23 protein-coding genes are annotated in these 26,161 nt (G+C 38.2%); 19 read left to right on the top strand and 4 right to left on the bottom strand.

Features of this window, described 5'->3' with window-relative positions; genetic code table 11:
• Positions 1–16: 16 nt before the first annotated feature.
• The 12 genes from CBM15_RS14800 to CBM15_RS14745 all read left to right on the top strand — a co-directional run bounded on the left by CBM15_RS14800 (position 17) and on the right by CBM15_RS14745 (position 11,689).
• Entirely contained in the window at positions 17–898 is an 882-nt protein-coding gene (locus tag CBM15_RS14800; protein WP_087618101.1) for a polysaccharide deacetylase family protein, read from the top strand.
• A gap of 101 nt (positions 899–999) precedes the next feature.
• Positions 1,000–1,836 (top strand): putative RNA methyltransferase, encoded by an 837-nt coding sequence (locus CBM15_RS14795; protein ID WP_087618100.1) that lies wholly within the window; start codon positions 1,000–1,002, stop codon positions 1,834–1,836.
• A 6-nt stretch (positions 1,837–1,842) separates the two neighbouring features.
• Positions 1,843–2,730, top strand: a complete 888-nt coding sequence (locus tag CBM15_RS14790) for an NAD-dependent epimerase/dehydratase family protein (protein ID WP_087618099.1) — start codon at positions 1,843–1,845, stop codon at positions 2,728–2,730.
• A 66-nt stretch (positions 2,731–2,796) separates the two neighbouring features.
• Positions 2,797–3,399, top strand: a complete 603-nt coding sequence (locus CBM15_RS14785) for a lysophospholipid acyltransferase family protein (RefSeq protein ID WP_087618098.1) — start codon at positions 2,797–2,799, stop codon at positions 3,397–3,399.
• Positions 3,400–3,453: 54 nt separating this feature from the next.
• Positions 3,454–3,912, top strand: coding sequence for a low molecular weight protein-tyrosine-phosphatase (locus CBM15_RS14780; RefSeq protein WP_087618097.1), 459 nt, complete (start codon positions 3,454–3,456; stop codon positions 3,910–3,912).
• A 163-nt stretch (positions 3,913–4,075) separates the two neighbouring features.
• Positions 4,076–4,939: a KPN_02809 family neutral zinc metallopeptidase gene (gene ypfJ / locus CBM15_RS14775; protein ID WP_014822500.1), complete on the top strand. Its 864-nt coding sequence runs from the start codon at positions 4,076–4,078 to the stop codon at positions 4,937–4,939.
• Positions 4,940–5,097: 158 nt separating this feature from the next.
• Positions 5,098–5,817 (top strand): YebC/PmpR family DNA-binding transcriptional regulator, encoded by a 720-nt coding sequence (locus CBM15_RS14770; protein WP_008405861.1) that lies wholly within the window; start codon positions 5,098–5,100, stop codon positions 5,815–5,817.
• Between the two features lie 199 nt (positions 5,818–6,016).
• Positions 6,017–7,765 carry a methyl-accepting chemotaxis protein gene (locus CBM15_RS14765; protein WP_087618096.1) on the top strand — a complete coding sequence of 583 codons (1,749 nt, stop codon included), beginning with the start codon at positions 6,017–6,019 and terminating at the stop codon, positions 7,763–7,765.
• 160 nt (positions 7,766–7,925) lie between these two features.
• A complete protein-coding gene (locus tag CBM15_RS14760) occupies positions 7,926–9,629 on the top strand; it encodes a M3 family oligoendopeptidase (RefSeq protein ID WP_087618095.1) in 1,704 nt (567 codons plus the stop codon).
• Between the two features lie 147 nt (positions 9,630–9,776).
• Entirely contained in the window at positions 9,777–10,865 is a 1,089-nt protein-coding gene (locus CBM15_RS14755; RefSeq protein WP_014822503.1) for an AI-2E family transporter, read from the top strand.
• Positions 10,866–10,979: 114 nt separating this feature from the next.
• Positions 10,980–11,444, top strand: a complete 465-nt coding sequence (locus CBM15_RS14750) for a hypothetical protein (RefSeq protein WP_087618094.1) — start codon at positions 10,980–10,982, stop codon at positions 11,442–11,444.
• 20 nt (positions 11,445–11,464) lie between these two features.
• Positions 11,465–11,689: a hypothetical protein gene (locus tag CBM15_RS14745; protein ID WP_008405853.1), complete on the top strand. Its 225-nt coding sequence runs from the start codon at positions 11,465–11,467 to the stop codon at positions 11,687–11,689.
• A gap of 461 nt (positions 11,690–12,150) precedes the next feature.
• Here CBM15_RS14745 and CBM15_RS14740 read toward each other — a convergent pair whose 3' ends face one another.
• The 4 genes from CBM15_RS14740 to CBM15_RS14725 all read right to left on the bottom strand — a co-directional run bounded on the left by CBM15_RS14740 (position 12,151) and on the right by CBM15_RS14725 (position 17,399).
• Positions 12,151–14,268: an MMPL family transporter gene (locus CBM15_RS14740; protein WP_087618093.1), complete on the bottom strand. Its 2,118-nt coding sequence runs from the start codon at positions 14,266–14,268 to the stop codon at positions 12,151–12,153.
• Positions 14,269–14,376: 108 nt separating this feature from the next.
• The gene (locus CBM15_RS14735; protein ID WP_008405850.1) at positions 14,377–15,393 is read right to left on the bottom strand and encodes an inorganic phosphate transporter; all 1,017 of its coding nucleotides are present in this window, start codon (positions 15,391–15,393) and stop codon (positions 14,377–14,379) included.
• Between the two features lie 19 nt (positions 15,394–15,412).
• Entirely contained in the window at positions 15,413–16,033 is a 621-nt protein-coding gene (locus tag CBM15_RS14730; protein ID WP_008405849.1) for a DUF47 domain-containing protein, read from the bottom strand.
• A 202-nt stretch (positions 16,034–16,235) separates the two neighbouring features.
• Positions 16,236–17,399: a class I SAM-dependent methyltransferase gene (locus tag CBM15_RS14725; protein WP_087618159.1), complete on the bottom strand. Its 1,164-nt coding sequence runs from the start codon at positions 17,397–17,399 to the stop codon at positions 16,236–16,238.
• 322 nt (positions 17,400–17,721) lie between these two features.
• Here CBM15_RS14725 and hflX point away from each other — a divergent pair, with 322 nt between their 5' ends.
• The 7 genes from hflX (at position 17,722) to CBM15_RS14690 (ending at position 26,138) form a co-directional block, all read left to right on the top strand.
• A complete protein-coding gene (hflX, locus tag CBM15_RS14720; RefSeq protein WP_087618092.1) occupies positions 17,722–19,002 on the top strand; it encodes a GTPase HflX in 1,281 nt (426 codons plus the stop codon).
• Between the two features lie 316 nt (positions 19,003–19,318).
• Positions 19,319–20,803 carry a peptide MFS transporter gene (locus tag CBM15_RS14715; protein WP_087618091.1) on the top strand — a complete coding sequence of 495 codons (1,485 nt, stop codon included), beginning with the start codon at positions 19,319–19,321 and terminating at the stop codon, positions 20,801–20,803.
• Between the two features lie 400 nt (positions 20,804–21,203).
• Positions 21,204–22,037, top strand: a complete 834-nt coding sequence (locus tag CBM15_RS14710; RefSeq protein WP_014822509.1) for a GNAT family N-acetyltransferase — start codon at positions 21,204–21,206, stop codon at positions 22,035–22,037.
• 50 nt (positions 22,038–22,087) lie between these two features.
• Positions 22,088–23,197 (top strand): o-succinylbenzoate synthase, encoded by a 1,110-nt coding sequence (gene menC, locus CBM15_RS14705; RefSeq protein ID WP_087618090.1) that lies wholly within the window; start codon positions 22,088–22,090, stop codon positions 23,195–23,197.
• Positions 23,198–23,474: 277 nt separating this feature from the next.
• Entirely contained in the window at positions 23,475–24,431 is a 957-nt protein-coding gene (locus CBM15_RS14700; RefSeq protein ID WP_008405843.1) for an ABC transporter permease, read from the top strand.
• Positions 24,418–25,374, top strand: coding sequence for an iron chelate uptake ABC transporter family permease subunit (locus CBM15_RS14695; RefSeq protein ID WP_008405842.1), 957 nt, complete (start codon positions 24,418–24,420; stop codon positions 25,372–25,374). Before CBM15_RS14700 ends, CBM15_RS14695 begins: the two co-directional genes overlap by 14 nt.
• Entirely contained in the window at positions 25,371–26,138 is a 768-nt protein-coding gene (locus CBM15_RS14690; protein WP_008405841.1) for an iron ABC transporter ATP-binding protein, read from the top strand. The genes CBM15_RS14695 and CBM15_RS14690 overlap by 4 nt, the downstream gene beginning before the upstream one ends.
• The last annotated feature ends 23 nt before the right edge of the window (positions 26,139–26,161 follow it).

Below are 26,161 nucleotides of genomic sequence, written 5' to 3'. Positions count from 1 at the left end.
AAAGGAGGGTAGTAGAATGGGCAAAAAAATATCAGTGCTCAGCATATTATGTGGAATATTAATAGTTGTCGGATATCGCTTATGGATCGATACACCGTCAACTTACGCAAGTAATAAAGCGGTTTCGATGAATGCTGCTTATTATGAGCCATCCGCTTCCAAAGGTTATATAAACGAGCCAACCGGCAGCTTAAATAAAATGATGCCGTTTTATATGAATGACGGAGGGGCACCGGGCAGAAATTGTACAACATACATAAAGGTTGAAAATATATTGGATAATAATAAGCAGGCCGATGTTGTACAAGAAAATGAACAGCAACAACCTCCAGAACAACTGGCCGTTCATAAAAGAATTGCACTTACGTTCGATGACGGTCCACATAAAAATGTGACCGATCAAATTTTAATGACACTGCAAAAGTATGAAGTGAAGGCAACATTTTTTGTGCTCGGTCAAAACGTTGTAAAATATCCTGATGTCGTGAAAAAAGCGGATGCTTTCGGTCATGAAATTGCCAATCATACGTGGAGCCACAAAAACTTGACGAAGCTAAACGCACAACAAATGCGAGCAGAAATCGAACGAGCAAACGAGGCAATTTGTGATGCAACAGGAAAGACGCCTACGATGTATCGACCGCCGTTTGGAGCAATAGATGAAAAAGTAAGGGAATCGATCGATGATATAAAGCCGGTTCTGTGGAATATTGATACACTTGATTGGCAGCATAAAACGCCGAAAAAGACATTGGCAAATTTAAAATCACAAGCAAAGGACAATGGGATTATTTTAATGCATGATATTCATCAGCAATCAGCAGATGCATTAGAGGAAGTTATATTGTATTTGAAAGAAGAAGGATATGAATTTGTGACAACGAGCCAACTATTATAGATTGAAAAGTATTTGAAGGGAGTAGTGACCACTATTTCCTTTTTTTATTTGAATGAGTTTATGGTACGATACTAGCGAACACATATGAAGGAGGATCCATAATGGGTCTATTATCAAAACGAGCGTTAAGTATTCAGCAATTTCAATTCAATAGCCAACTTTTTGCTTGTCCTATTTGCCGACAGGGAATAGAGATAAGCAATGAAGGAAAAATGAGCTGTCTATCGAATCATACATTTGATGTGGCAAAACAAGGCTATGTTTATATGTTAAATCGACCTATCCAATCAATGTATGGAAAAGAATTATTCGAGTCTCGCCATACTGTCATTCAAGCAGGAATCTATGATCGGTTACAAGCCGCCATTGCCCGGGAAATCACAGTAGAACAGCCGGTAATTTTAGATACAGGTTGTGGTGAAGGTTCTCATTTACATCGTATTTGCGAACAGCTTGATCGCCCTGTCGGTGTAGGAATTGATATTTCTAAAGAAGGGGTAATCGCAGCGGCAAAGTATAATCCTGAACAGCTATGGTGTGTAGGTGATTTAGCCAATAGTCCATTCAACGAGCAATCTTTTGATGCGATTTTAAATATTTTGTCACCTGCAAATTACGATGAATTTAAACGGCTATTAAAACGGGGCGGTAAAGTAATTAAAGTTGTGCCACAGGAAAATTACTTAAAAGAGCTGCGTAAACAGGCGTTTGCAAATTCGGAAAAGGAAAGCTATACAAATGCCCAAACAGTTGAGCGTTTTAAAGCAAGTTTTGCAAATGCAGAAGTAAAAAGAATTACCTATACAGTACCGCTTGAAGCACATTTAGTACAAAACCTGCTTGAAATGACACCGATGGGCTGGCATATTAACGATAAAGAAAGTATTCAATTACAGGAAATTACAATTGATTTAGATTTATTAATTGGAATGGAGTGATCGTATATGAAGAAAATCTTAGTATTAGGCGGGACACGATTTTTTGGCCGTAAATTAGTGGAACTTTTATTGGAGCAAAAGCATGAAGTAACAATTGTCACACGCGGAATGTCGGAAAATCCGTTTGGCGATGCAGTAGAGCATATTAAAGTGGACCGTAAAGATACGGAGGCTTTTGGGAAGGTATTGGAAAATCGTACATTTGATATTGTATATGATAATATTTGCTATTCACCAAATGAAGCAAAACAGCTATGCGATCTGTTCAATGGGAAAATCGGCAAGCTCGTCTTCACCTCTACATTAGCTGTATATGAGGCTGATGGAAAGCCGCATTCGGAAGAAGATTTTGATCCGACTTCATATGGCATCATCATGGGAGACACACATGAATTTACGTATGGTGAAGGCAAACGTCTGGCAGAGGCGGTATTTTATAAATATGCGGAGTTCCCTGTAGTCGCGGTCCGTTTCCCGATTGTCATGGGAGAAGATGATTATACGCGCCGTTTGCATTTCCATATTGAGCGCATTATTAATAAGGAACCGATTGGATTTTTAAACATGGATGCGGAAATGTCCTTCATTCAGGCAACAGAAGCCGCTCGATTTTTACAATGGGCAGGTAATGAAGATGTGGAAGGTCCAATTAATGCGATAGCAAATGGGGTCATTTCGTTAAAAGACCTTATTTCTCTTATTGAAGAAAAGACAGGGGAACGCGCTAAAATAGCATTACTTGGGACAGAGGAAATCCGTTCACCATATGCCATACCTGCAACATGGTATATGAAAAATGACAAGGCGGAGCAATTAGGATTTTCGTTTAGTCAGCTTGAGGATTGGCTGCCTCCATTAATCGAGCAAATTGCGGGAACGACGGCAAAACAGTAGTGATTGAATGATGGTATTACTTTCAATTAAAATAAAGTGAGATTAACGATAAGGTAGGAATGAAACGTGTATAAATTTATTGCAAGAGTTGTGTATGGAATTTTAGGGGTTAACGGGTCAAAGGCTAAGGTATACGGGAAAGAAAATATACCGAAAGAAGGCGGCTTTGTCGTTGCCTGTACACATAATGGCTATATCGATATTTTGAATCTAGGAATTTCGATGCTGCCTAAAGAAGTACATTTTATGGCTAAGAAACAATTATTTGATGTCAAAGGATTAGGTTGGCTTATTACGAGATTGAACGCATTCCCGGTAGATCGCGATAATCCGGGACCAAGTGTTATTAAAATCCCACGACAGCTTATTAAAGAAGGAAAAGTAGTCGGAATCTTCCCGAGTGGAACGAGAAGTTCGGAAAACTCGGAACTAAAAGCCGGCGCAGTGACAATTGCCCAGCTGGCGAAGACGGAAATTTTGCCGGCTGCATATATCGGTCCGAAAAATGCAAAAGGTGTATTCAAACGCCAAAAAGGCTATTTAATTTATGGGAAGCCATTTACAGTTGGGGCAGGAAAAGAAGGACGTGAACAATCCATTCAATTTTTGGAAGATGAGCTGAACCGATTGACAGCACATTTGAAAGAAATGCACCCGGAAGTAAAATAACAGGAGCTGCGCGGAATCTTTCGTGCGGCTTCTTTGATTAGGAGTGGAAAAGAGATGAAGCAAGTACTATTCGTATGTTTGGGCAACATTTGCCGTTCTCCGATGGCGGAAGCTGTTATGCGTGATTTAATCGCTAAACGTGGTTTGACGGATAAAATTACAGTCGACTCAGCCGGTACGAGCAATTACCATATAGGAGAACCGCCACATAAAGGAACGACGGCAAAATTACAGGAATACGGAATTATGACAACCGGTATGCTTGCAAGACAGTTATGCACTTCCGATTTAGACAGCTTTGACTATATTGTCTGTATGGATGAAAGCAACGTGAAAAATACAATCGAAATGCTGCGTGCTGAAGCTGATGCAAAAGTGTTCCGCTTCCTTGATCTGACGGCACATAAAAAAGATGTTCCGGATCCATGGTATACAGGGGATTTCCAGGAAACGTACGATCTATGTGTAGAAGGCTGCGAGGCATTACTGGAAAAGATTGAAGCCGATTTATAAGGTAGTTATTTTTGCATTAGGCGAAGTTTAGAAAGAAATCGAAGTGGAATTGAAAACTACTTCGATTTCTTTTGTTTTACAAATTAAAATTAGGAGTTATATGAAATCGTAAATAGGGTAATTATAGGGCAAAGAATGCCTGTTTTAGGTGGAGGGGAACACTATGGATGTAAAAGGAAGACGGAAAAGCAGTAATGTGGAGGACCGCCGTGGGATGAGTGCCGGGAAAATCGGTGGAGGCCTTGGCGGAGTCGGGATTATTATTGCCATTATTTTCACATTGCTCAATGGTGGAGATGCAGGAGATGTTGTTTCGGAAGTTTCAAAAAACATAACGCAAAATGGCGCAACGTCGGAAAACTATGAACCGACCGCTGAAGAAGAGGAATTGGCGGAATTTGTTTCTGTAGTACTTGCGGATACAGAGGATATATGGCAAAAGTTGTTTGCTGACAATGGATTAACTTACGAAAATCCGACGCTCGTATTGTTTACGGATAGTGTAAGCTCCGGATGCGGGATGCAAAGTGCTGCGGTCGGGCCATTTTATTGTCCGGCCGATTATAACCTGTATATTGATTTAAGTTTTTATAAAGAATTAAAAAACCGGTTTGATGCACCGGGTGATTTTGCGATGGCTTATGTAGTCGCGCACGAAGTTGGGCACCATGTCCAAACATTATTGGGCACTTCCGAACAGGTACATGCGTTAAACGGAAAAGTATCACAAGCCAATTACAATGAAGCTGTGAAGCGTCTGGAACTTCAGGCTGACTATTACTCGGGTGTATGGGCACATCATGTCCAAGACAAGGGCTATTTGGAAGAAGGCGATTTTGAGGAGGCATTAACGGCAGCAAATGCCATTGGCGATGATACACTACAGATGGAAGCGCAAGGATATGTCGTACCGGAAAGCTTTACACATGGTACAAGCGAGCAACGGATGCGCTGGTTCAAAAAAGGGTATAATGCTGGGACACTTCAAGGCGGCGATACATTTAGCTTAGAGGCATCACAATTATAAACGAAACCTATAGCATGCCAAATCGTGCTATAGGTTTTTATATTTTTTTATGCAGAGTAATTTAAAATTATTTCAAGTTTATGTATAATAAATAAGTTAAATATATTTTTTCGTTTTTAAATAACGTTACTAATAGAGTATGAAAGAGAGTGAATAAAATGGGTCGTAAATGGAATAACATTAAAGATAAAAAGGCTGGGAAAGACGCAGCAAATAGTCGTATTTATGCTAAATTCGGTCGTGAAATTTATGTAGCAGCAAAATCAGGTGAACCAAATCCGGAATCAAACCGTGCACTGAAAACGGTTTTGGAACGTGCAAAAACGTATTCTGTACCAAAACATATTATTGAAAAAGCAATCGACAAAGCAAAAGGCGGCGGAGATGAGCAATTTGATGAATTACGCTACGAAGGTTTCGGGGTAGCAGGTACAATGGTAATCGTTGATGCATTAACAAACAACGTAAACCGTACAGCTTCTGAAGTACGTGCAGCATTCGGTAAAAATGGCGGTAATATGGGCGTATCTGGTTCAGCGGCGCATATGTTTCAAAATACAGCTGTATTCGGAATTGAAGGTAAATCAGAAGATGAAATTCTTGAAATTTTAATGGAAGCTGATTTAGATATGCGTGACATTATGGATGAAGAAGGCACAATTATCGTATATGTTGAGCCGGAACAGTTCCATGCAACACAAGAAGCATTTAAAGGAGCGGGCATCGAAGACTTTACTGTAGCAGAGTTAACGATGCTGCCAATGACAGATGTGGCTTTAACTGGTGATGATTTAGTGAAGTTTGAAAAAATGATTGATGCATTGGAAGATTTGGAAGACGTGCAACGCGTCTACCACAATGCTGATTTAGGCGAATAAAAATCTAAGTCCAAAGATGATTCTTTGGGCTTTTTTTCTGTCTTCATTTACTTTTAGGAATTAGCGGTAAATTAATAGTTCTATTGACTTATTATTCATTAATAATATAAAGGATTCACGAAAAGAAGTTGCATTTAAATAATCTTTAATTCAAAATAAATTAAACAATTAAATATTATACTAGGAGATAGAATAGGCTATGAAAAGAATGGACAAATTAGGTAGTAGAATAATACTGATGATCGGCAGTATTTTCGCCGTTATTTTGCTATTAACCGTCATTATGCTTCAATATAACTCAGCGCGTTCAGTTCAATCATCTGTAAAAGAACGTACGATTGAAGTAGCTAGCAATATCGTAAAATACATAGATGTACAAAAGTATGAGCAACTTATTGAAAAACCAAGTGAAAATGCAACCTATTGGGAATTACGTGAACAGTTAAATGAATTACGTGAATACAATGGTGTCATGTATGCCTACACCTATTTTGTACCAGAAGAAAATGGGGAGATTTCCTTTTTAGTTGATGGCATGCCGGCAGATGATACTGAAAACGCCGGGAAACTGGGTGACCCATCAGGTTCTACAAAATACGAGCATATTGAGCGCGTTATCGAAGACGGCCAATATGCATCAGACCTTTTAAGCAGCGATTTCGGTGAATATATTACCGGCATTGTTCCGATTAAAAATGATGCAGGAGAAACGATTGCCTATTTAGGTGTTGATATCGATGCTTCGTATATCAGTTCTTTAACAGAGAATGTAGCAAAAGAGATTGTCCCACTTATAGCGCTTATTTTCATTATTATATTTATCGTAGCTTTAATCGGGATTTATACCTATATCCGTCGGGCATTATCCCCACTACAAACATTAAATAAAGCAGCGGAAAATCTAGCTTCAGGTGATATTGTTGAATCACAGGCTTTGTTGGACAAGCTGAGTTTTAAAACGAATAATGAAGTTACAGCGTTCGCTAAAAATTTCCAAAGTTCACTCGTCGAATTATCTGCAACATTCCAAGTATTAAAGGAACGTACAGATGGGCTGGGAGAAGTAGTCGATTTAATCGAAACATCTACAGAACGTGTGAACACATCAAATGAAAAAATGGTAGAAAATATCGCCACGATTTCACACAGCGGGACATTACAGCAAATAAGCAATAATGAAGTAAATGCTGCGATGAATGAAATGGCAATCGGCATTCAGAAACTGGCCGATACATTTAATGAGATTGCTGAAGTTTCTTCCGATATGACGAGCCTTGTTGAAGTTGGCGCACAAAGTTCCGGAAAGGTAGTTGACCAGATTCAAGGGGTAGAAAAATCGGTAGAAAATACGGCTAAGCTAGTGAAGGAAATGGGGCAAAACTTCCATTCGATTAAAGAAATGGTGACCGTCATTACGAATATTTCGGATCAGACGAATTTACTTGCGCTTAATGCTGCAATTGAAGCGGCGCGTGCCGGGGAAGCCGGAAAAGGTTTTGCCGTTGTAGCGGATGAAGTAAAGAAACTGGCGGAAATGTCCAGATCATCAGCGGAGGAGATTTCAGATCATCTGCAAAACTTCTCGCATATAACGGATCGTTTACTAGTTGAGATTGATCTGACAACTACAGATGTTAAAGAAGGAACGATGGCGGTAGGTGAAATTGGTCAGCGTTTAAACCAAATTTTGAATTCCGTAGTGAATGTCAACAACCGAATTCAGGATGATTCAGCAGTTGTCGAGCAAATGTCTGCTGGAGCAGAGCAAATTCTAGCTTCAACTGAGGAGATGAGTCGCTTAGTAAACGATACATCAGACTACGCCAAACATTTGGCACTTGCTTCAGATGAACAAACTCTCGTAGTCGATGATTTAACAAAAGCGGTTGAAGAATTGGATAGCCATTCACAACAAGTCGTATTGGAAATGAATAAGTTCAAGATATAAAAACAAGCAGCTGAGACCTTTTCTCGGCTGCTTGTTTTATGCCATTTAAACCTAAAATAAAGCGAGATAAATATTCTGAAAATAATTGCAATTTTTGCCATAATCATAAATAATAAAAGAGGGAATTTCGAATTCCGAATGAAGTGAACAGATGGGGTGAATGAGTTTGGTAACATTTAAAGACTTTGATTATAAACGTCCGGATTTAGAACAAATGAAAGAACAGACAGCAGCATTATTAGAAGAGTTTAAAGCTGCAACTACAGTAGATGAACAAAGCGAGGTCATCGAAAAATTAAATGCGATTCGCAACACATTTTCTACAATGGCCAATATCGTCTATGTACGTGCATCAATTGATACGAATGATGAATATTACCAAAAAGAGCGCGACTATTTTGATGAAGTAAGTCCAATGGCAGATGAGCTTGTATTTAACTACTATACGGAACTCGTGAAGTCGCCTTTCCGTGCACAACTGGAAGAAAAATGGGGTACGCAGCTATTTGCTTTAGCTGAAAACTTATTAAAAGGTTTCTCGCCAGCAGTAATCGAGCTTATGCAAAAAGAAAACAGATTAACATCTGAATACAGCAAGCTAGTTGCTTCTGCTCAGATTGAATTTGACGGTAAAACATTGACGTTGGCGCAACTAGGTCCATATGCAGAGTCTACAGAGCGTAACGCGCGTAAAGCTGCACGTAAAGCGACTGCAGATTTTTATGCTTCAAATAAAGAAAAGTTTGATCAGATTTATGATGATTTAGTGAAGCTGCGCCATGAAATTGCGACGAAATTAGGCTTCAAAAACTATGTGGAACTAGGCTATGTCAACATGAACCGTATAGACTACAATGCAGAGATGGTTGCGAAATTCCGCGAGCAAGTGCGCGAAAATATCGTCCCGCTTGCCACAAAACTATATGAACGCCAAGCAGAGCGCATTGGGGTGGAAGACTTCAAATTCTATGATGAAGGTTTAACATTCTTAACAGGAAATGCCGTACCTCAAGGTGATCCGCAATGGATTATCGATAATGGTAAAAAAATGTACGAAGAACTTTCAAAAGAAACAGGCGAGTTCTTCAACTATATGATCGAGCATGACCTGATGGATTTAGTTGCGAAGAAAGGTAAGGAAAGCGGTGGGTACTGTACGTTTATCGAAGACTACGAATCACCGTTTATCTTCTCGAACTTTAATGGCACATCCGGAGATATTGATGTACTGACACATGAGGCAGGACATGCATTCCAAGTGTATTCAAGCCGAAATATTGGAATTCCTGAATACTTATGGCCGACATATGAATCAGCAGAAATTCATTCTATGAGTATGGAATTCTTTACATGGCCTTGGATGGAGCTATTCTTCAAGCACCAAACAGATAAGTATAAATTCTCGCATTTAAGCAGCGGGTTACTATTCTTACCATACGGTGTAGCAGTAGATGAATTCCAGCATGTCGTGTATGAAAATCCACAAATGACACCTGCAGAGCGCAATGCTGCATGGAAAGAAATCGAGGCGAAATATTTACCGCATCGCGATTATGATGGACATGACTACTTGGAATCCGGAGCTTTTTGGCAACGACAAGGTCATATTTATTCAAGCCCATTCTATTATATTGACTACACGTTAGCGCAAATTTGTGCATTCCAGTTTTGGAAACGTTCACGCGAAGACTTTGATGGTGCTTGGAAAGACTATCTGCATTTATGCAGTCTTGGCGGGTCATTTGCTTTCACAAAACTTGTTGAGGAAGCGGGCTTAATCTCGCCATTTGACGACGGCTGTGTGGAGTCGGTTGTAGGTACAATCGAAGACTATTTAAATTCAATTGACGATAAAAAGCTATAAAAGTTAAGAGGTTTGTTTCGCAAAAACTCCTTTGCGAAACAAACCTTTTTATTTTTTGTATTTTATGAACCTTTATGGCATGCTAAAACGTACATAGTTATAGTGAAAATTTAAAGTAAAAGAAAGTTTGGGAAAGAGAGTGAGCCGATGACAAGAAAACTGTGGTTCCAAGTTGGCGTAGGTATTTTATTAACATTATTAATTATTAAATACTTTATTGAAATTCATTCGATATTTAATCCGATTATCATCATTTTTACGACAATTCTTGTACCGTTATTACTCGGTGGGGTGCTCTATTATATTTCAGAGCCATTACAGCGTATATTAGAAAAACGGGGAATGCCGAGATGGGGTAGTTTAATAACCATTGTTCTTATAATTGCAGGTTTATTTGCAAGTTTTTTGATTTTGGTTGGTACTCCAATTGCAAACCAGGTAAACAGACTTGTTGAAAATGCACCGACCATCGCTAAGGATATTGAAGAAGCAGCTGATTTTATTTTAGATAATAAGGAAAATATTCCGATGTTACCTCCGCAAGTAGAAGAGTTTATAGCATCTGTAACCAATTCGATACAAGACATTGCTGTCGCAAGTAGTAAATATCTTGTTTCTTTCTTAAGCGGGGCGGTAACCGTCACATTAACATTAGTATTAGCACCATTTTTCTTTATTTTTATGTTGAAAGACCATGAAAAATTCGCTCCTCAGATTTATGGTATATTTTCTGGGGAACGCCGCACATGGGTGAAAAAAACATTAGAAGAAATTGATAACGTATTAAGAAGCTATGTACAAGGACAAGTATTGGTCAGCTTTTTACTCGCAATCATGATGTACATTGGCTATTTAATCATTGGTTTGGAATATTCATTATTACTTGCTTTGTTTGCATTTTTCATGAATATGATTCCGTTTATCGGTCCGTGGCTTTCCCTTGTACCGGCAGTGATTGTAGCACTTCTGAATAATCCGTTTGACGTTATTTGGGTTGGTGTAGTAACGCTTGTCGCACAGCAAGTAGAAAGTAACTTAATCACACCAAATGTTATGGGACGATCTTTGGATATTCACCCGTTGACAGTCATTTCAATCGTATTGGCAGCAGGAAATATTGCCGGGTTTATCGGAATTCTGATTGCGATCCCTACGTACTGCGTCATTAAAGTAATCGTTCAAAATATTTATGAAGAACGTAAACAGATTAAAGAGACTGCCAATAAGACGATATAACCTAGTTTATATGGCTAAGTTGCGGAGCATATGTGATAAGCATATGCTTCGCTTTTTAATTTTCGCCGGACACGGTATACTTAATATTGAAAAGACATTTTAAAGGAGCAGACAATGCTAACATTTGAACAAAAACAAGAAATTATCGAATCATTTCCTCAGTTGACTAAAAAGGAAATTTCATTAAAACGTGTGAATTATCATTTTGAAGGAAGCCTTTACGAAAAATCGATTGTTGTAGAAAAGTTGCATCCAAACGGCAATGGCTTTGTTTTCGTCGGTGACTTATTGAAATATGAAACAGAAGCGGGCGACAACGGGCTAGTCAATATTCGTGACTACAGCGAGGAAGCGTTACGTGAAATAGTGCGCGAATCAATCAACTATTTATCTGAGGAAGAAGAAGAGATTTTACCGATTGTCGAGACGTGGACATCGCGTGAAGGAACGAAACTAGAGCTGGAGTTTAATGATCGTTCTTGGAATATTTATCATCAAGGAAATTTAGAGGAATCTTTCGGTACGCGTGAAGATGCTATCGCTTATTTACGTGAGGAAGGTTTCCGACTTTCAAAATAGATAAGTGAGGGAATTGAAGAATGGCACAACAGAATTCATCGAAAGAAATGTCCGGAAATAAAATGGTCAAGATTATCGTCGGTACAATTTTAGTAGCATCCGTTGTTATTGTCATTGTAATTCAAGCATTTTATATGTTGTGGGAACCTAAAGACCCGAAACAGATCGAGTTAAACAAAAGTGAAGAGTCGAGCGAAGCATATGCAGTTGTGCTGCCGTTTGAGGAACAGCTGTATATAGGCTAGGTTGGTCGCTTTGATTTCTAAAATCCCCTTCATCGTTATAGTGACGAAGGGGATTTTTTTATTTGAGGAACGTGGGTAGGTGATTTTCTAATAAACAGGTGGAATGGTCTAATATATTTTAAAAAGTTCTAATAAAAGTCTCATTTTCTAATATATAAGCTCAATGTGCTAATAAGTGTTCAAGAGTTTCTAATATAGAGGATGAAAGTGCTAATATCCCGTCAATTTGTTCTAATATCGGCACGAGATGTTCTAATAAACGCAAGATTGGTCACCCGGCACTCCCTCTAATTGAAAGGAGAGTCATCCGTTTCACCCGGTTTTCTAATAAAAACTACAGATGTTCTAATAACCTCACTGCATCTTCTAATATCCCCGAAAATTGTTCTAATAAAATCATGACCGAAATAAAACAGCCGCCCGATTCCTTTACAAAAGGCCGGACGACTATTTATTCAACGTTATCTAGTATTCTTTCTAAACGGCAGCCACCAGTTCCAGTCACCAAACAACTTCATGAAACTTGGGACTAGCATCAGGCGGATGATTGTTGCATCAATGGCAATCGCGATCGCAATACCGACACCGATTTGCTTCACGGGCATGACATCCGTAAATGCGAATGCACCGGTAATAACAATCATAATAAGCGCTGCAGATGTAATAATTTTACTCGTCGAGACAAGTCCATCGACCGTTGCCTTCGTATTTGTTGCCCCTTTTAAATATTCTTCCTGAATACGTGAAATTAAAAATACTTCATAGTCCATACTTAAGCCGAATACTAAGCAGAAGGTCAACACCGGAATAATCAGCACAATCGTCGTCGCTTCCAAACCGAAATGGCCATACTGGAAAATGTAGACGAGAATTCCGAATGTCGCACCCAATCCGAGAATGTTCATTAAGATCGCTTTCAACGGAATTAAAATCGAACGGAATGCAATCATTAAAATGAAGAAGGTTGATACAATGATGATCGCAATAGCAATGAGTACTTTGCCGGCAATCTCATCAAAGATTTCCTGATTGAACTTTGCTTGACCGGACAAAGCGAAATCGACACCTAAATCCTTTTCACTCCAGTCCCGTACAAAATCCTGTGCTTCGAATGAAGAACCTTCTGCATTTAAGTATGTGACCATATACATTTTATCTTCCTGAATAAAGTTTTCCGCCACTTCATCCAGTGCACCTGGTGCTTGCGGGTTGCTGTTCGCCATTTCCCACATTTCAACAGAATCGATATTGGCCATAGTAAACATTGACGTTACACGATCAACAAGCGGATCATCCAACAGCTGCTGCTGAATATCGAGTATTTTCTCGCGGCCTTCTATCGTATCCCAAGCACCGGCTTCATCATTTTCTGCCAGAAGGAATACTGGTGTATTATCGCCGAGACCGAATTGTTCATCGAGCGTATCAAACGTTTGGCGTGACTCATAGGATTCCGGCAGTGATTCCGTAGAAGGAATAGTTAACTCGATATCCTTAATCGGCACCATTGCAACACATAGCAAGATGATAGCCACAACGATAATTGTGACAGGTCGTTTCATGACAAAGGCGGCGAACTTCTGCCAACGAGAGGCATTTGGTTTTATACGGAAAACACGGCCTTTATTTAAACGGTCGCCTAGAATCATCAATGTTGCCGGTAAAAGTGTAATACCTGTTAATACAGCGAGCAACACGACAATTGATCCGCCAAGCGCGATGTTCATGAATATTTCCACATCAATGACGATCATTGCGCCAAGACCGATCATGACACAAAGCGCTGAAAAGATAATTGAGCGTCCGGCTGTTTGGATAGCAATTTGAACAGACTGCTCAACCGATTGTGTATTGCGTTCTTCACGGTATCGGTTAATAAGCAGCAATGCAAAATCAATACTTAAGGCTAACCCGAGCATTGGGACAATATTTAACACGAAAATCGATAAGTTCACACTATCTCCTAATAGAGTCAATAGACCAAGTGTGATGACAACCGTAGCACCGCCGACTAATATCGGCAGTAAAGAAGCTACGATAGTACCGAATGCTAACAATAAAACGATTAAGGCGATCGGAAGGCCAATCGTTTCAGCTTTTATTAAATCATTTTGACTCGCAACATTAATGTCCTTTGAAATAACCGGTTCTCCTGTAATGGAAATGCCGTTAATATCGCCAAGCTTTTCACGCAGCTCATCTATAATAGGGAAGTAATCATCCACCGTGTTATCGAACTCCAGCATTCCATAGGCATATCCTTCTTTGTTTAATTCTTCAACACCTACAGGAGATGTAATGGATTGAATTTCTTCGATTGTTTCTAAACTTTCAAGTGCAGACGAAATTTCCTCATCTGTTTTATTTTCAAACAGTACAAAAATCGTTTTTGCAGGTAAGTTGAATGTATCCGATAGCTCGTTCGTTACATACGAGTGGTCGCCATCGTAGAAAAAACCATCCCCTTGCAGTTTAGAAGGGAGTTGAAGCGCAAAAAATGCAAGAACAATTAAAAGTGCAGACCATAGTAGAACAATCGGTTTTGCGAATTTTGTAATGAATGCTGCAAACTGTTTCATAAATTACCGCCTTTCTTTTTCCATAAATACAGTGTAATGGATTCATAGAAAAAAAGAAAAGAGGGAGGTTTGTCCGAAAAAAATTTCGAAACAAACCTGCCCTCTTTTTTAAAAGAATAGATTTAATACTGTATAGATAATTGCTGCCATGACTGCAGAAATAGGCATTGTAATAATCCAAGTTGTGACAATTTTACGAGCCATACCCCAGTTTACGCCTTTTACATTTTGTGCCGAACCAACACCCATAATTGCAGAAGAAATAACATGTGTTGTTGATACAGGCAAGTGAATTAATGTCGCACCGAAAATGATGGATGCAGAAGCAATGTCCGCAGCGGCACCGTTTACAGGGCGGATTTTCATGATTTTACCGCCGACTGTTTTAATAATTTTATAGCCACCGATCGATGTACCAAGACCCATTGCTAAAGCACAGGCAAAACGAACCCAGCCTTGTACATCATCCGTTGTTTGCCAATTCGCTGCAATCAGTGCCATCGTAATAATACCCATCGCTTTTTGAGCATCGTTTGTCCCGTGGGTAAATGATTGAATGGCTGCAGTGAAAATTTGCATAATACGGAAGCCTTTATTTGTTTTATAAAGATTCATATTCTTAAAAATAAATTTCATTATTGTCATCATTAAATAACCGGCACAAATTGCAATGATTGGTGATGCTAATAAAGCAATAATAATTTTTGTGAATCCGCTATAATTTAAAACCCCGACTCCAGATGCTGCAATGGCAGCACCTGCAATCGAACCGATCAATGTATGAGAAGAACTTGATGGAATTCCAAAATACCAAGTGACTAAGTTCCAGGTAATCGCCGATAATAGAGCGGCCAAAATAACAACAGAACCGATTAATGGTGCATCAGGTGTAGATAATGCAAACGGGTCAACAATATCTGACGCAATCGCCTTTGCAACACCTACGAATGTAATGGCACCCAAGAAATTCATAAATGCTGCCATGATTACCGCTACTCGAGGAGGTAGCGCACGTGTTGAAACAGATGTTGCAATCGCATTTGCAGTATCATGAAAACCATTAATGAAGTCAAATGCAAGTGCAAAAAAGACTACTAGGACGGTAATGATAAGTAGTGTATTCATTAAAAGGACTCCTCATTTATTACGCATTACGCATAATGATTGTTTCGATTGTGTTAGCAACTGTTTGACAGTAGTCGGCAATTTCTTCTAGCTGCTCATAAATATCTTTGAATTTAATTAGTCGAATAGGATCTTTTTCGTTTAAAAATAGTTTTTTAATAGAAGAACGTAATACTTCATCACATTCACGCTCATAATCTTTAATTAAAATGGCGTGCTGGCGCATTCCAACAAGATCTTTTTTGTTTAAAAGTTCCATCGCTTTAACGATTTCATCAGTAGATTTGGCGATATATGCTAGGAAATCACGCATTGATTCATCGATTTCTGTTAATGAAAACATTTCGAAATGTGCAATCGTACCTTCTGCGCCATCTAACACGTCATCCATACGAATCGCTAATGATAAAATATCTTCACGCTCAATTGGTGTCATAAATGATTTATTAAGCATGACGATTAATTCATGAATTAATTTATCACCCGCTGTTTCGTATTGTTTCATACGAATGCTGATTTCCTTTAAGTCTGCAACCGTTTCAATGCGAAAATCATTTGCATAATGGATACCTTCACGCATATTTTCAGCAATTTTCAATAAGGCTGAGAAAAACGGATCTTGCTTCTTTGAACTAAACATGGAATTGCCTCCTGAATATATATAATTAAAATAATTTTAAAAATTAACCTCAATTATCATAACAAAAACTTAAAAAAATCTATACAAATTTTACTCTAACCTTATCAATCTTTACAATTCTGTAACAAAAGGAAAAGCTGAATAAGTAATCAATTTTGGTCACAAAATAGAGAAAAAAAGACAAAGTGAGAAAACTATTTTACTATAGGAGTAAATCTTGCAGCTCATTTTCTAGAAATGGCTTGGCATATAAAAAGCGCACAAATTCGTCGTACTTTAACCGCTGCTCACTCGTTGGCTTCTTACCGGTATGGTAAGCACGTATTAAAATATTCTTTGGTGTGTTTTCCATATCGATAAATTCCAATAATTGAGTATCATAGCCGACAAGTGATAAAAGTTCAGCGCGAATTGAATCGGTAGCTAATGCTGCAAAGCGCTCCTTCACTAAACCATGCTGTGTCATAATTGATAGTGCTGGTACCTGCAGCTGACGGTTCAGCTCATGCTGACAACAAGGAACACTTAAAATAACTTTTGCGCCCCACCTTACTGCACGGGCTAATGCCATATCTGTCGCAACATCACAAGCATGAAGCGTTACGACCATATCTACAGCAGTTTCTTCATTGAAGTCATTAATATCCCCGACTAAAAACTGTAAATCTTCATATTGTAAATCAGCAGCAATCCGATTACATTCTTCGATTACTTCCTTTTTGAGGTCCAGGCCTGTGACATGAATATCAAGACCCTTTTCAATTTTTAAGTAATGGTACAAAGCGAATGTTAAATAAGATTTACCTGAACCGAAATCTAAAATGCGAATCGTTCTGTCTTTCGGCAAATGCGCTAATGAATCATCGATAAACTCAACAAAGCGATTGATTTGTTTAAACTTATCGTATTTTTGGTTCTTTATTTTTCCATCCTCTGTTTGCACCCCTAAGCGGACTAAAAACGGATGAACACGGGAATCATCCAATAAATACTGTTTTTTTCGATTATGGGATAAGTTCACCTGTTTAGCTGTTGTATTTTGATCGGATTTCCAAAGTACTTTATTTTTCTTCGAGAGTTGCACTTGTACTGTCTGCTCCTGAAACTCTGCATGTACTTGACGAAACTGTTCAAAAAGAGCATCAAGCTTTACAGCTAAATCTTCAATTGTAATATTTTCATGTTTTAAAATGCGCTCATATTGAAATTCCAGCTGGATCATATAGTCTCCGCGAATCTCTACCGGCTTGAGTTTGACCCGTTTTAGGTCATTGGACTTCTGACGTGGCTGGCTAATTGTTGCCTGAAGTAGTGTTTTATTAGAAATGAGTGCATGAAGCTGCACTTTCATTTGTTCGAATTCCATAAAAACCGCCTTTTCTTTTTTCATCAATTACGCCTCGGCGTAATTGCATCCAGATTTTTTTAGGCCCACAGGATGTGGGGCAGTCAGCCGTTGTCACATGATGTGACGTATTTAGGCTGACTTCATTTTCCTTTAAAAAATCTGTGACATCCGCCGGGGCTTTTCTTCATTCATCACTCACCAGCGAAAGGTGAGTGATGATGAAGAGAAATAATTGTGTTCCTATAGTATCATAATGCGCTTATATGCTGTCATTGTACAGGCTTTTGAATTGTATGTTACGATGGGAAAAAACTATAGATGGTAGCAAGGAGGCAAAAATTTGAAAGATGTTGAAGTATTGATTGAACGCGGTGTATTAGTTGGCGTCAATTTACAAAAGGATGAGCATTTCGATTACTCAATGGAAGAATTGGCGAATTTAGCACAAGCCTTAGATGTAGAAGTTGTCGGTATGGTGACGCAAAATCTGGAACGGGTCACACCTTCACATTATGTAGGCACAGGGAAGATTGAAGAAATTAAGGCGTTCTTTGATGAAACAGATGCCAACATTGTTATTTTTAATGATGAACTCTCACCATCGCAAATCCGTAATTTAGAACGTGATTTACAATGTAAAGTAATTGATCGCACAATGCTGATTTTAGATATTTTCAGTCGCCGTGCAAAAACGCGTGAAGCGCAATTACAAGTAGAGCTCGCTCAATTACAGTATATGCTCCCGCGCCTAGTTGGGCTCCATGCTTCATTATCCCGTCAAGGGGGAGGAACAGGCGGCGGCTTTAAAAACCGTGGTGCAGGGGAAACGAAACTTGAACTTGACCGCCGTAAAATTGAAGATCAGATTTCGAAAATCAAGAAAGAGTTGGAAGTAGTTAAAGAACAGCGTGAAACACAGCGTAAACAACGCCGTAAAAATGCAGTGCCTGTCGTATCAATTGTAGGTTATACAAATGCAGGGAAATCCACGATTATGAACCAGTTACTTGCAAAGGCAGGGCAAGATGATACAAAGCAAGTGTTTGAAAAGGATATGTTGTTCGCAACACTTGAAACTTCGGTCCGCAATATTGACCTAGAAGATAACAAATCCTTTTTACTGACTGATACGGTTGGTTTTGTTAGTAAATTGCCGCATCATTTAGTAAAAGCCTTCCGATCGACATTGGAAGAAGCACGAGAATCCGACCTGTTGCTGCATGTTGTCGATGTTTCTAATGAGGAATACCGATTTATGATGGATGTAACGAATGAGACATTAAAAGCAATTGATGTTGAAAATATTCCTACTATATATGTATATAATAAATCCGATTTGGCTGATGTAGAATATCCGTTAGTCAGCGGAGATAATATTTGGCTTTCTGCGAAGGAAGATGTAGGACTTGAGGAGTTACTTCAGTTAATTCGTCAGCAAATTTTTGCTAATTATATAACGTGTCAAATGCTTATTCCATATAATCAGGGCGGAATTGTTTCCTATTTAAATGAGCAGGCAACCGTTCTAGAAACGGAGTATGAAGAAGAGGGTACATTATTGACGCTTGAACTTAAAGAAGCGGATTATCAAAAGTATGAAAATTATGTTGTTAAGCAATAATATAAACGAAAGACTAAAGTACATTGCAGACACATTGTACTTTAGTCTTTTTCTATATTTATGAAAATTTATTTTTCTAAGGAAAAGTCAAAATAATTTCATTACTGAATTAATTGATTTATAATACAAAAATCTTGTTGTGACAATCCACTTAATTTATCTGAAAATATAGAAAAAACATAAAATTATAACATTTTGATTATTTGTTGATTTTAATCAACTATTAGGCTAAAGTGTTCAAGTATATTATTTCAAATGTCAGACAACAGACGACGGAGTATATTGTCGGAATATTTATTAATCGGGAGGATTTCAAATGTATTCAAAAGAAGAAATCGTGAAGTCCGTTCCTCAAACTGGTTTTGTCGGTCAACCTAAAGGGTTGTTTACACTATTCTTTACAGAGTTTTGGGAACGTTTTTCATATTATGGTATGCGTGCCATTCTACTATTCTACATGTATTACGCAGTTAAAGATGGTGGATTAGGATTGGATCGTACGCAAGCAAACATCATCATGTCGATTTACGGTTCATTAATCTACATGTCAGGTATTATTGGCGGGTGGATCGCTGACCGAATTACTGGTATGCGTAAAGCGATATTCTACGGCGGAATATTAATTATGATTGGTCATATATTATTGGCCTTGCCGCTTGGTGTAACAGCATTATACTTATCAATGTTCTTTATTATTATTGGTACTGGTTTATTAAAACCAAACGTTTCATCGGTAGTTGGTGACTTGTATGCGGAAAATGATGCACGTCGTGATTCAGGATTCTCTATTTTCTATATGGGTATCAACATGGGTGGCTTCCTGGCACCGTTATTAGTTGGTTTATTCCAAAAGAACTGGGGCTTCCACGCAGGATTCAGTGTTGCTGCGGTAGGTATGTTCATCGGTTTAGTTGTTTACTTAATGTCACAAAAGAGCCTTGGTTTAGCAGGTTCTGTAGCACCAAACCCACTTTCTGGTAAAGAGAAGAAAACGACGACTCGTAACTTCACAATCGGTGGTTTAATTATTGTGATTTTAGGTTTCGTAGCTTACCAAACAGGTAACGCAAGCATTGAAAACTTCTCATTGTTAATTACATTCTTAGGTGTAATGATTCCTACGCTATTTATTATTTATATGTATCGTAGTCCAAAAACAAATGCAGACGAAAAATCTCGTCTATTAGCTTATATCCCATTATTTATCTGTGCGGTAATGTTCTGGGCAATTGCTGAACAATCTTCAACAGTTATTGCAACATTCATTGATACACGTACAAATTTAAATTTATGGGGCTTTGAAATTCCAGCTGCATGGTTCCAGTCATTTAACCCGTTATTCATCATCGTTCTAGCGCCAATGTTTGCGATTATGTGGACAAAATTAGCGGATCGCGGACCATCAACTCCGAAGAAATTTGCTTTATCTTTATTCTTTGCAGGTATTTCATTCTTCGTAATGATCGCAGCAATCGTTTTAACTCCGGAAGATACGTTAGTAAATCCACTTTGGGTTGTATTCTCAATCTTCCTGTTAGTATTAGGTGAGCTATTGCTGTCACCGGTTGGTCTATCAGCTACAACGAAATTGGCTCCAGCTGCATTCGCAGGACAAACAATGGCGTTATGGTTCTTAGCTTCAGCTGCTGCACAAGCAATTAACGCACAGTTAGTTCGAGTTTATGGAATTGTATCTGAAACAACTTACTTTGGTGTATTAGGTGGTTTATCGGTGGTATTAGGTGTTATTATCCTCCTAATCTCGCCAATCATCTCTAAAGCAATGCGCGGTATTAAGTAATTATCAAACCTTTATTTGCAGAAATTCTGCAAATAAAGGTTTTTTCTTTTGGTCAATAAGGAATAATAAAAGTTAACTACTTAAAAAGGTAGTATGTGGTATATAATGGGATTGGGATGATACTTATCAAAGCGCTAAGAAATCTTTGAGTAAGGAAGTATCGATTCTTCACATTAACTTCTTTCAGCAGTTGTCAAAAACATTTGCCGAAAGAGACCTGCTTGGGTTAAATTCGCTACATTTGGTCGAAAATAACCGGGTAACCGATATATGTAGAACATTCCCGATGGTTACACATCTTTTTCAGAAATCATGGTAACATAGCATGATTGAGGAGAGAACTAAGTAAAGCAAGGCGTTTTAAAGAATGAAGAAAAGTAACTATAGGGGAGGCAGAATTATGTTAGAATCAGTGACGATTAAAGAGTTAACGACAATTGAACAAATTGAAGAGGCACGTAAGCTAGAGCATGAAATTTGGGCTGTTGGCAGCATTCCGGTACATCAGACAATTGCGACGATTCGCAATGGCGGGATTGTACTCGGTGCATATTTAAATGATGAAATAATTGGTTTTAACTATAGTTGCCCTGGATATATGGATGAGAATATATACTTATATTCCCATATGATTGGTGTGAAACGTAATTATCGTGAGCTAGGCGTTGGAGAACTTCTTAAAAATTACTTAAAGGATATCGCTATAGAGCGCGGTTATAGAACTTGCCGCTGGACATTTGACCCTCTTGAAGCACGCAGCGGATTTTTAAACTTTTCAAAATTGCGTAGTTACAGCGATACTTATATAGAAAATTGCTACGGAGAAATGGAAGATCCGTTCAATCGAGTATTGCCTACAGATCGTCTTTGTGTAGAATGGCAACTTGTAGATAATGATTACTTGCGCTGGGATGCGAAAGTGGAAGAATTACTGGATGAAGCAAAGCCGGTAGTAAATTGGGAAGAAAATATGGTAGGCCTTCCGACATTGGATCCCGAGCAAAGATTCAAAAAAGAAGAGTCGCTTATCCATGATGCCTATCTGTTACCTATCCCTACGAACTTCCAGAAAATCAAAGTGGAAAGTGTCTCTTTAGCGGAAGATTGGCGCTATAAAACAAGACACATTTTACAGGCAATGTTTGATCAAAATTATAAAATAATTTATTTAAACAAAATAGATGATAATATTAGCCATTACTTACTTGTAAAGCGTTCATTATTTGCTCTTTAGCATCAATTAGTGAATGATTCGGCGGCTGAATATTATTAGGAGCAACAAATATGAAATTAGTAAAAGTAACAATTCATGAACTAGTGATGCGAATGAAAACCCCGTTTACGACAGGCTTAGGTACAATGCAAGACAAGCGTTTTTTAGTTATTGAGGCGACAGATGAAAGTGGTGTAGTCGGTTGGGGCGAGGGGGTTGCATTTGAGGAGCCTTCCTATACAGAAGAAACATTTAAAACTTCGCTTCATTTATTGGAGGATTTTTTAATCCCTGCATTGCTTGGGAAAGAATTAAAGCATCCAGATGACGTGTATGAAATATTCCGTCCGATTCGACGCAATAATATGGCGAAAGCGTCGATTGAAGGAGCGGTGTGGGATATTTATGCTCAATTGACGAACCAATCGTTGGCATCGGCTGTTGGAGGAGTCCGGGAAAAAATCGAAGTAGGAATCAGCATCGGTTTACAGCCTACAGATGAACAGCTGATCCAAACGATTCAGCAGTTTTTGGATGAAGGCTATAAACGAATTAAAGTAAAAATTAAGCCAGGCAAAGATATTGAGCTAATCCGAACAATTCGGCAGGCATTCCCGGTAATTCCTTTAATGGCAGATGCAAACTCTGCGTATACATTAGATGACATCGATCGTTTAAAAGAGTTGGATGCATTTAATTTAATGATGATTGAACAGCCATTAGCGCATGATGACATAATCGATCATGCACTATTGCAAAAACAAATAAAGACACCGGTTTGTTTAGATGAGAGTATTACTTCATTAGAGGACACGAGAAAAGCGGTTCAACTTGGCAGCTGTCGGGTGATAAATATTAAAATTGCGCGAGTTGGCGGTATTAGCGAGGCAAAGCGTATCCATGACTACTGTATGGAACACAATATTCCTGTGTGGTGTGGGGGAATGCTGGAAGCGGGTATCGGCCGCGCACAAAATGTTGCACTGACAAGTCTTGCAAACTTTATAATGCCTGGAGATACCGCTGCTTCTGAACGTTATTGGCATGAAGATATTATTCAACCTGAAGTAACCGTTACAGATGGCTACATTACTGTTCCAAAGTCAAAAGGGCTTGGCTATAATGTGAATCGCGAAGCATTAAATAAGTATAGTGTAAGTAAAAAAACATATCGATTATAAATGTAAGACCACAATTTTTAATAATTGTGGTCTTTTTTAATTTGAATTTTCTTCCTATTAATAAAGAGAAAGGATGCGTAATTAAAACGGAGAATCGCTCTAAAAGTACATTTTTCAGTCTATTCTTCTTTTAAAATAACTTATTATAAATTGTCTGTTTGATTTTCATTATTAGCAATTATATAATGATGTAGGGAAAGAGATGATTCTCATTTTCATTTAGAAATTACGTAATATATAGAGGTATAAAATATATAAAGAATAGTGGGAGAATGAAATGAGACTTTGGATGCTCGTAGTAGCGACCATCGTCCTGTCCTTTTTATCATTGTTTATCGGAGCTATCGACATTAAGCCATCTGATTTATTGGATTGGGATTCAGATAAAATGCAAATTTTCTTAATGAGTCGAGTACCGCGATTAATGGCAATTATACTTGCTGGGGCAGGGATGGGTATTTCTGGATTAATTATGCAGAGCTTAAGCCGTAACAAATTCGTATCGCCGACTACGTCTGGTACACTTGATGCGGCAAAGCTAGGTATTGTTGTATCAATGATATTTTTTACAAGTGTTGGGTATATGGAGAAAATTATATTCAGTTTTACATTTGCACTGATCGGTATGATGGTTTTCATGCGTCTTCTTGAAAGCATTAAATTCAAGGACGTTATTTTTGTACCTCTTATCGGGATTATGTATGGGAATATTATTGGTGCCATTTCAACATTTCTTGCGTATGAGGCGGATGTGCTGCAAAGTGTAGATACATTCTTTCTAGGAAGTTTTACACTTGTTGTATCAGGTCGCTATGAATTGCTTTATGTAGCGGTGCCTGCAATTTTCCTTGCGTATTTATATGCCAATAAGTTTACAGTGGCTGGGATGGGTGAAGATTTCGCCAAAAATCTTGGCTTAAGCTATCGTACCGTATTGAATCTTGGTTTAGTACTAGTAGCGATTATTTCCACTACAGTTGTCTTAACGGTAGGGATTATACCTTTCCTAGGATTAATCGTACCGAACTTGGTTTCATTATATATGGGAGACAATTTACGTAAAACAATTCCGCATACAATCTTCTTAGGTGCAGCATTCCTATTAATGTGTGATATTTTAAGTCGTTTAATTGTATATCCGTTTGAAATTCCCGTAAACACAACGGTTGCGGTAATCGGCAGTGCGATCTTCTTAGTAATGTTATTTAGGGGGAAAGCATATGCGAAAAAATAGTACGAAGTTGATTTTCTTAGCAATTATCGCACTGGTATGTATTGCGTTATTTGCTTTTTACAATATTCAGGGCGGATTCAGTTATGCCTTTCCAAAGCGGTTAGAGCGAATAGCAGCAATGGTAATTACAGGAACGGCGATTGCATATGCGACCGTTACATTTCAGACGGTTACACATAACCGTTTACTGACACCATCTATGATGGGTGTCGATTCGATGTATGAAGTAGTGCAAACGGTTATTTTCTTCTTTGCAGGCTCTGCGTCAATCTTTGTAGTAAGTCGTTATTTAAACTTTGGCTTATCAATATTGGCAATGGTAATTTTCGCGCTGATTTTATACCGTTTCTTGTTCCGGGCAGATAAACATCCGATTTTCCTACTTTTACTTGCCGGAATGATCATCGGAACATTACTCGGCAGTTTTGTAACATTTTTACAAGTAATAATCGACCCTGTAGAATATGAAAGCTTACAGACACGTTTGTTTGCTAGTTTCATGAATGTGAAAACAGAGCTGCTATTCATTGCTGTCATTATTTTAGGGGCTTCATTTATCTACGGTTACCGTTTATTGCGTGATTTAGATGTCATGTCACTAGGTCGGGAGAATGCAATAAACTTAGGTGTAAATTATGATAGAATAGTATTGAAAGTATTAATTTTATCTTCTGTTTTAATTGCAACATCTACTGCGCTTGTTGGACCAATTACATTTTTAGGGTTAATCGTTTCTAACTTGGCATATCAGTTTTTTGCTACGTACAAGCATTCCGTTTTAATAGTGGGTGCGAGTTTAATTAGTATTATTGCACTTGTCGGTGGGCAGTTCTTAGTACTGCATGTATTCCAGTTAAGTACAACGATCAGCGTTATTATTAACTTTGTCGGTGGACTTTACTTTATTTACCTAATACTGAAGGAAAGTAGGAAAGCAGGATGATTGAAATTAAAGGGCTTTCTAAAAGCTTTGGAAAAAAACCGGTTGTTGAGGATGTCTCATTAACTATTCAGCCGAAAGCAATTACTTCGTTTATCGGACCGAATGGAGCAGGTAAATCTACATTATTATCAATGGTAAGCCGGTTGCTTGATGCAGATACAGGAGAAGTATTTTTAGATCAAAGTGATGTTAAAAAAATGAAGTCCAATGATTTTGCGAAACGCGTTGCTATTTTACGTCAGTCAAATCATTTAAATGTGCGTTTAACAGTTCGTGAGCTTGTATCATTTGGTCGTTATCCATATTCGAAAGGTCGTTTGACTCCAGAAGATGAGCAGCATATCGACCGTGCGATTGAATATATGACACTTGGTGAAATGGAACATAAGTTTTTGGATGAATTATCAGGTGGTCAAAAGCAACGTGCTTTTATCTCGATGGTAATCGCTCAGGATACAGAATATATTTTACTGGATGAGCCTTTAAACAACTTGGATATGAAGCACTCTGTTCAAATTATGAAAATTTTACGCAAGCTTGTTGATGAATTGGGCAAAACAGTAGTAATTGTTTTACATGATATTAACTTTGCTTCAGTATATTCAGATCGGATTGTCGCATTGAAGGATGGACGCCTTGTAAAAGATGGTCCAACAAATGAGATTATTAACTCTGAAGCATTACGAGAAGTATATGATATGCATATTCCGGTGCAGGAACAAGATGGCTGTCGTATTTGTGTATATTTTAATTCACATAGTTAAATAAAAATGCGGATAAATGCATG

Source organism: Solibacillus kalamii (assembly GCF_002174535.1).
In the GTDB taxonomy this organism is placed as follows: Bacteria; Bacillota; Bacilli; order Bacillales_A; family Planococcaceae; genus Solibacillus; species Solibacillus silvestris.
The sequence above is the reverse complement of the archived record's forward strand: the minus strand, read 5'-3'. Positions and strand labels throughout refer to the sequence as shown.

Excerpts from the sequence above, each read along its gene's own strand:
- CBM15_RS14800 (WP_087618101.1), top strand. The coding sequence starts at position 17 with ATGGGCAAAAAAATATCAGTGCTCAGCATATTATGTGGAATATTAATA.
- CBM15_RS14795 (WP_087618100.1), top strand. The coding sequence starts at position 1,000 with ATGGGTCTATTATCAAAACGAGCGTTAAGTATTCAGCAATTTCAATTC.
- CBM15_RS14790 (WP_087618099.1), top strand. The coding sequence starts at position 1,843 with ATGAAGAAAATCTTAGTATTAGGCGGGACACGATTTTTTGGCCGTAAA.
- CBM15_RS14780 (WP_087618097.1), top strand. The coding sequence starts at position 3,454 with ATGAAGCAAGTACTATTCGTATGTTTGGGCAACATTTGCCGTTCTCCG.
- ypfJ (WP_014822500.1), top strand. The coding sequence starts at position 4,076 with ATGGATGTAAAAGGAAGACGGAAAAGCAGTAATGTGGAGGACCGCCGT.
- CBM15_RS14770 (WP_008405861.1), top strand. The coding sequence starts at position 5,098 with ATGGGTCGTAAATGGAATAACATTAAAGATAAAAAGGCTGGGAAAGAC.
- CBM15_RS14765 (WP_087618096.1), top strand. The coding sequence starts at position 6,017 with ATGAAAAGAATGGACAAATTAGGTAGTAGAATAATACTGATGATCGGC.
- CBM15_RS14760 (WP_087618095.1), top strand. The coding sequence starts at position 7,926 with ATGAGTTTGGTAACATTTAAAGACTTTGATTATAAACGTCCGGATTTA.
- CBM15_RS14755 (WP_014822503.1), top strand. The coding sequence starts at position 9,777 with ATGACAAGAAAACTGTGGTTCCAAGTTGGCGTAGGTATTTTATTAACA.
- CBM15_RS14750 (WP_087618094.1), top strand. The coding sequence starts at position 10,980 with ATGCTAACATTTGAACAAAAACAAGAAATTATCGAATCATTTCCTCAG.
- CBM15_RS14745 (WP_008405853.1), top strand. The coding sequence starts at position 11,465 with ATGGCACAACAGAATTCATCGAAAGAAATGTCCGGAAATAAAATGGTC.
- CBM15_RS14740 (WP_087618093.1), bottom strand. The coding sequence starts at position 14,268 with ATGAAACAGTTTGCAGCATTCATTACAAAATTCGCAAAACCGATTGTT.
- CBM15_RS14735 (WP_008405850.1), bottom strand. The coding sequence starts at position 15,393 with ATGAATACACTACTTATCATTACCGTCCTAGTAGTCTTTTTTGCACTT.
- CBM15_RS14730 (WP_008405849.1), bottom strand. The coding sequence starts at position 16,033 with ATGTTTAGTTCAAAGAAGCAAGATCCGTTTTTCTCAGCCTTATTGAAA.
- CBM15_RS14725 (WP_087618159.1), bottom strand. The coding sequence starts at position 17,399 with ATGGAATTCGAACAAATGAAAGTGCAGCTTCATGCACTCATTTCTAAT.
- CBM15_RS14715 (WP_087618091.1), top strand. The coding sequence starts at position 19,319 with ATGTATTCAAAAGAAGAAATCGTGAAGTCCGTTCCTCAAACTGGTTTT.
- CBM15_RS14710 (WP_014822509.1), top strand. The coding sequence starts at position 21,204 with ATGTTAGAATCAGTGACGATTAAAGAGTTAACGACAATTGAACAAATT.
- menC (WP_087618090.1), top strand. The coding sequence starts at position 22,088 with ATGAAATTAGTAAAAGTAACAATTCATGAACTAGTGATGCGAATGAAA.
- CBM15_RS14700 (WP_008405843.1), top strand. The coding sequence starts at position 23,475 with ATGAGACTTTGGATGCTCGTAGTAGCGACCATCGTCCTGTCCTTTTTA.
- CBM15_RS14695 (WP_008405842.1), top strand. The coding sequence starts at position 24,418 with ATGCGAAAAAATAGTACGAAGTTGATTTTCTTAGCAATTATCGCACTG.
- CBM15_RS14690 (WP_008405841.1), top strand. The coding sequence starts at position 25,371 with ATGATTGAAATTAAAGGGCTTTCTAAAAGCTTTGGAAAAAAACCGGTT.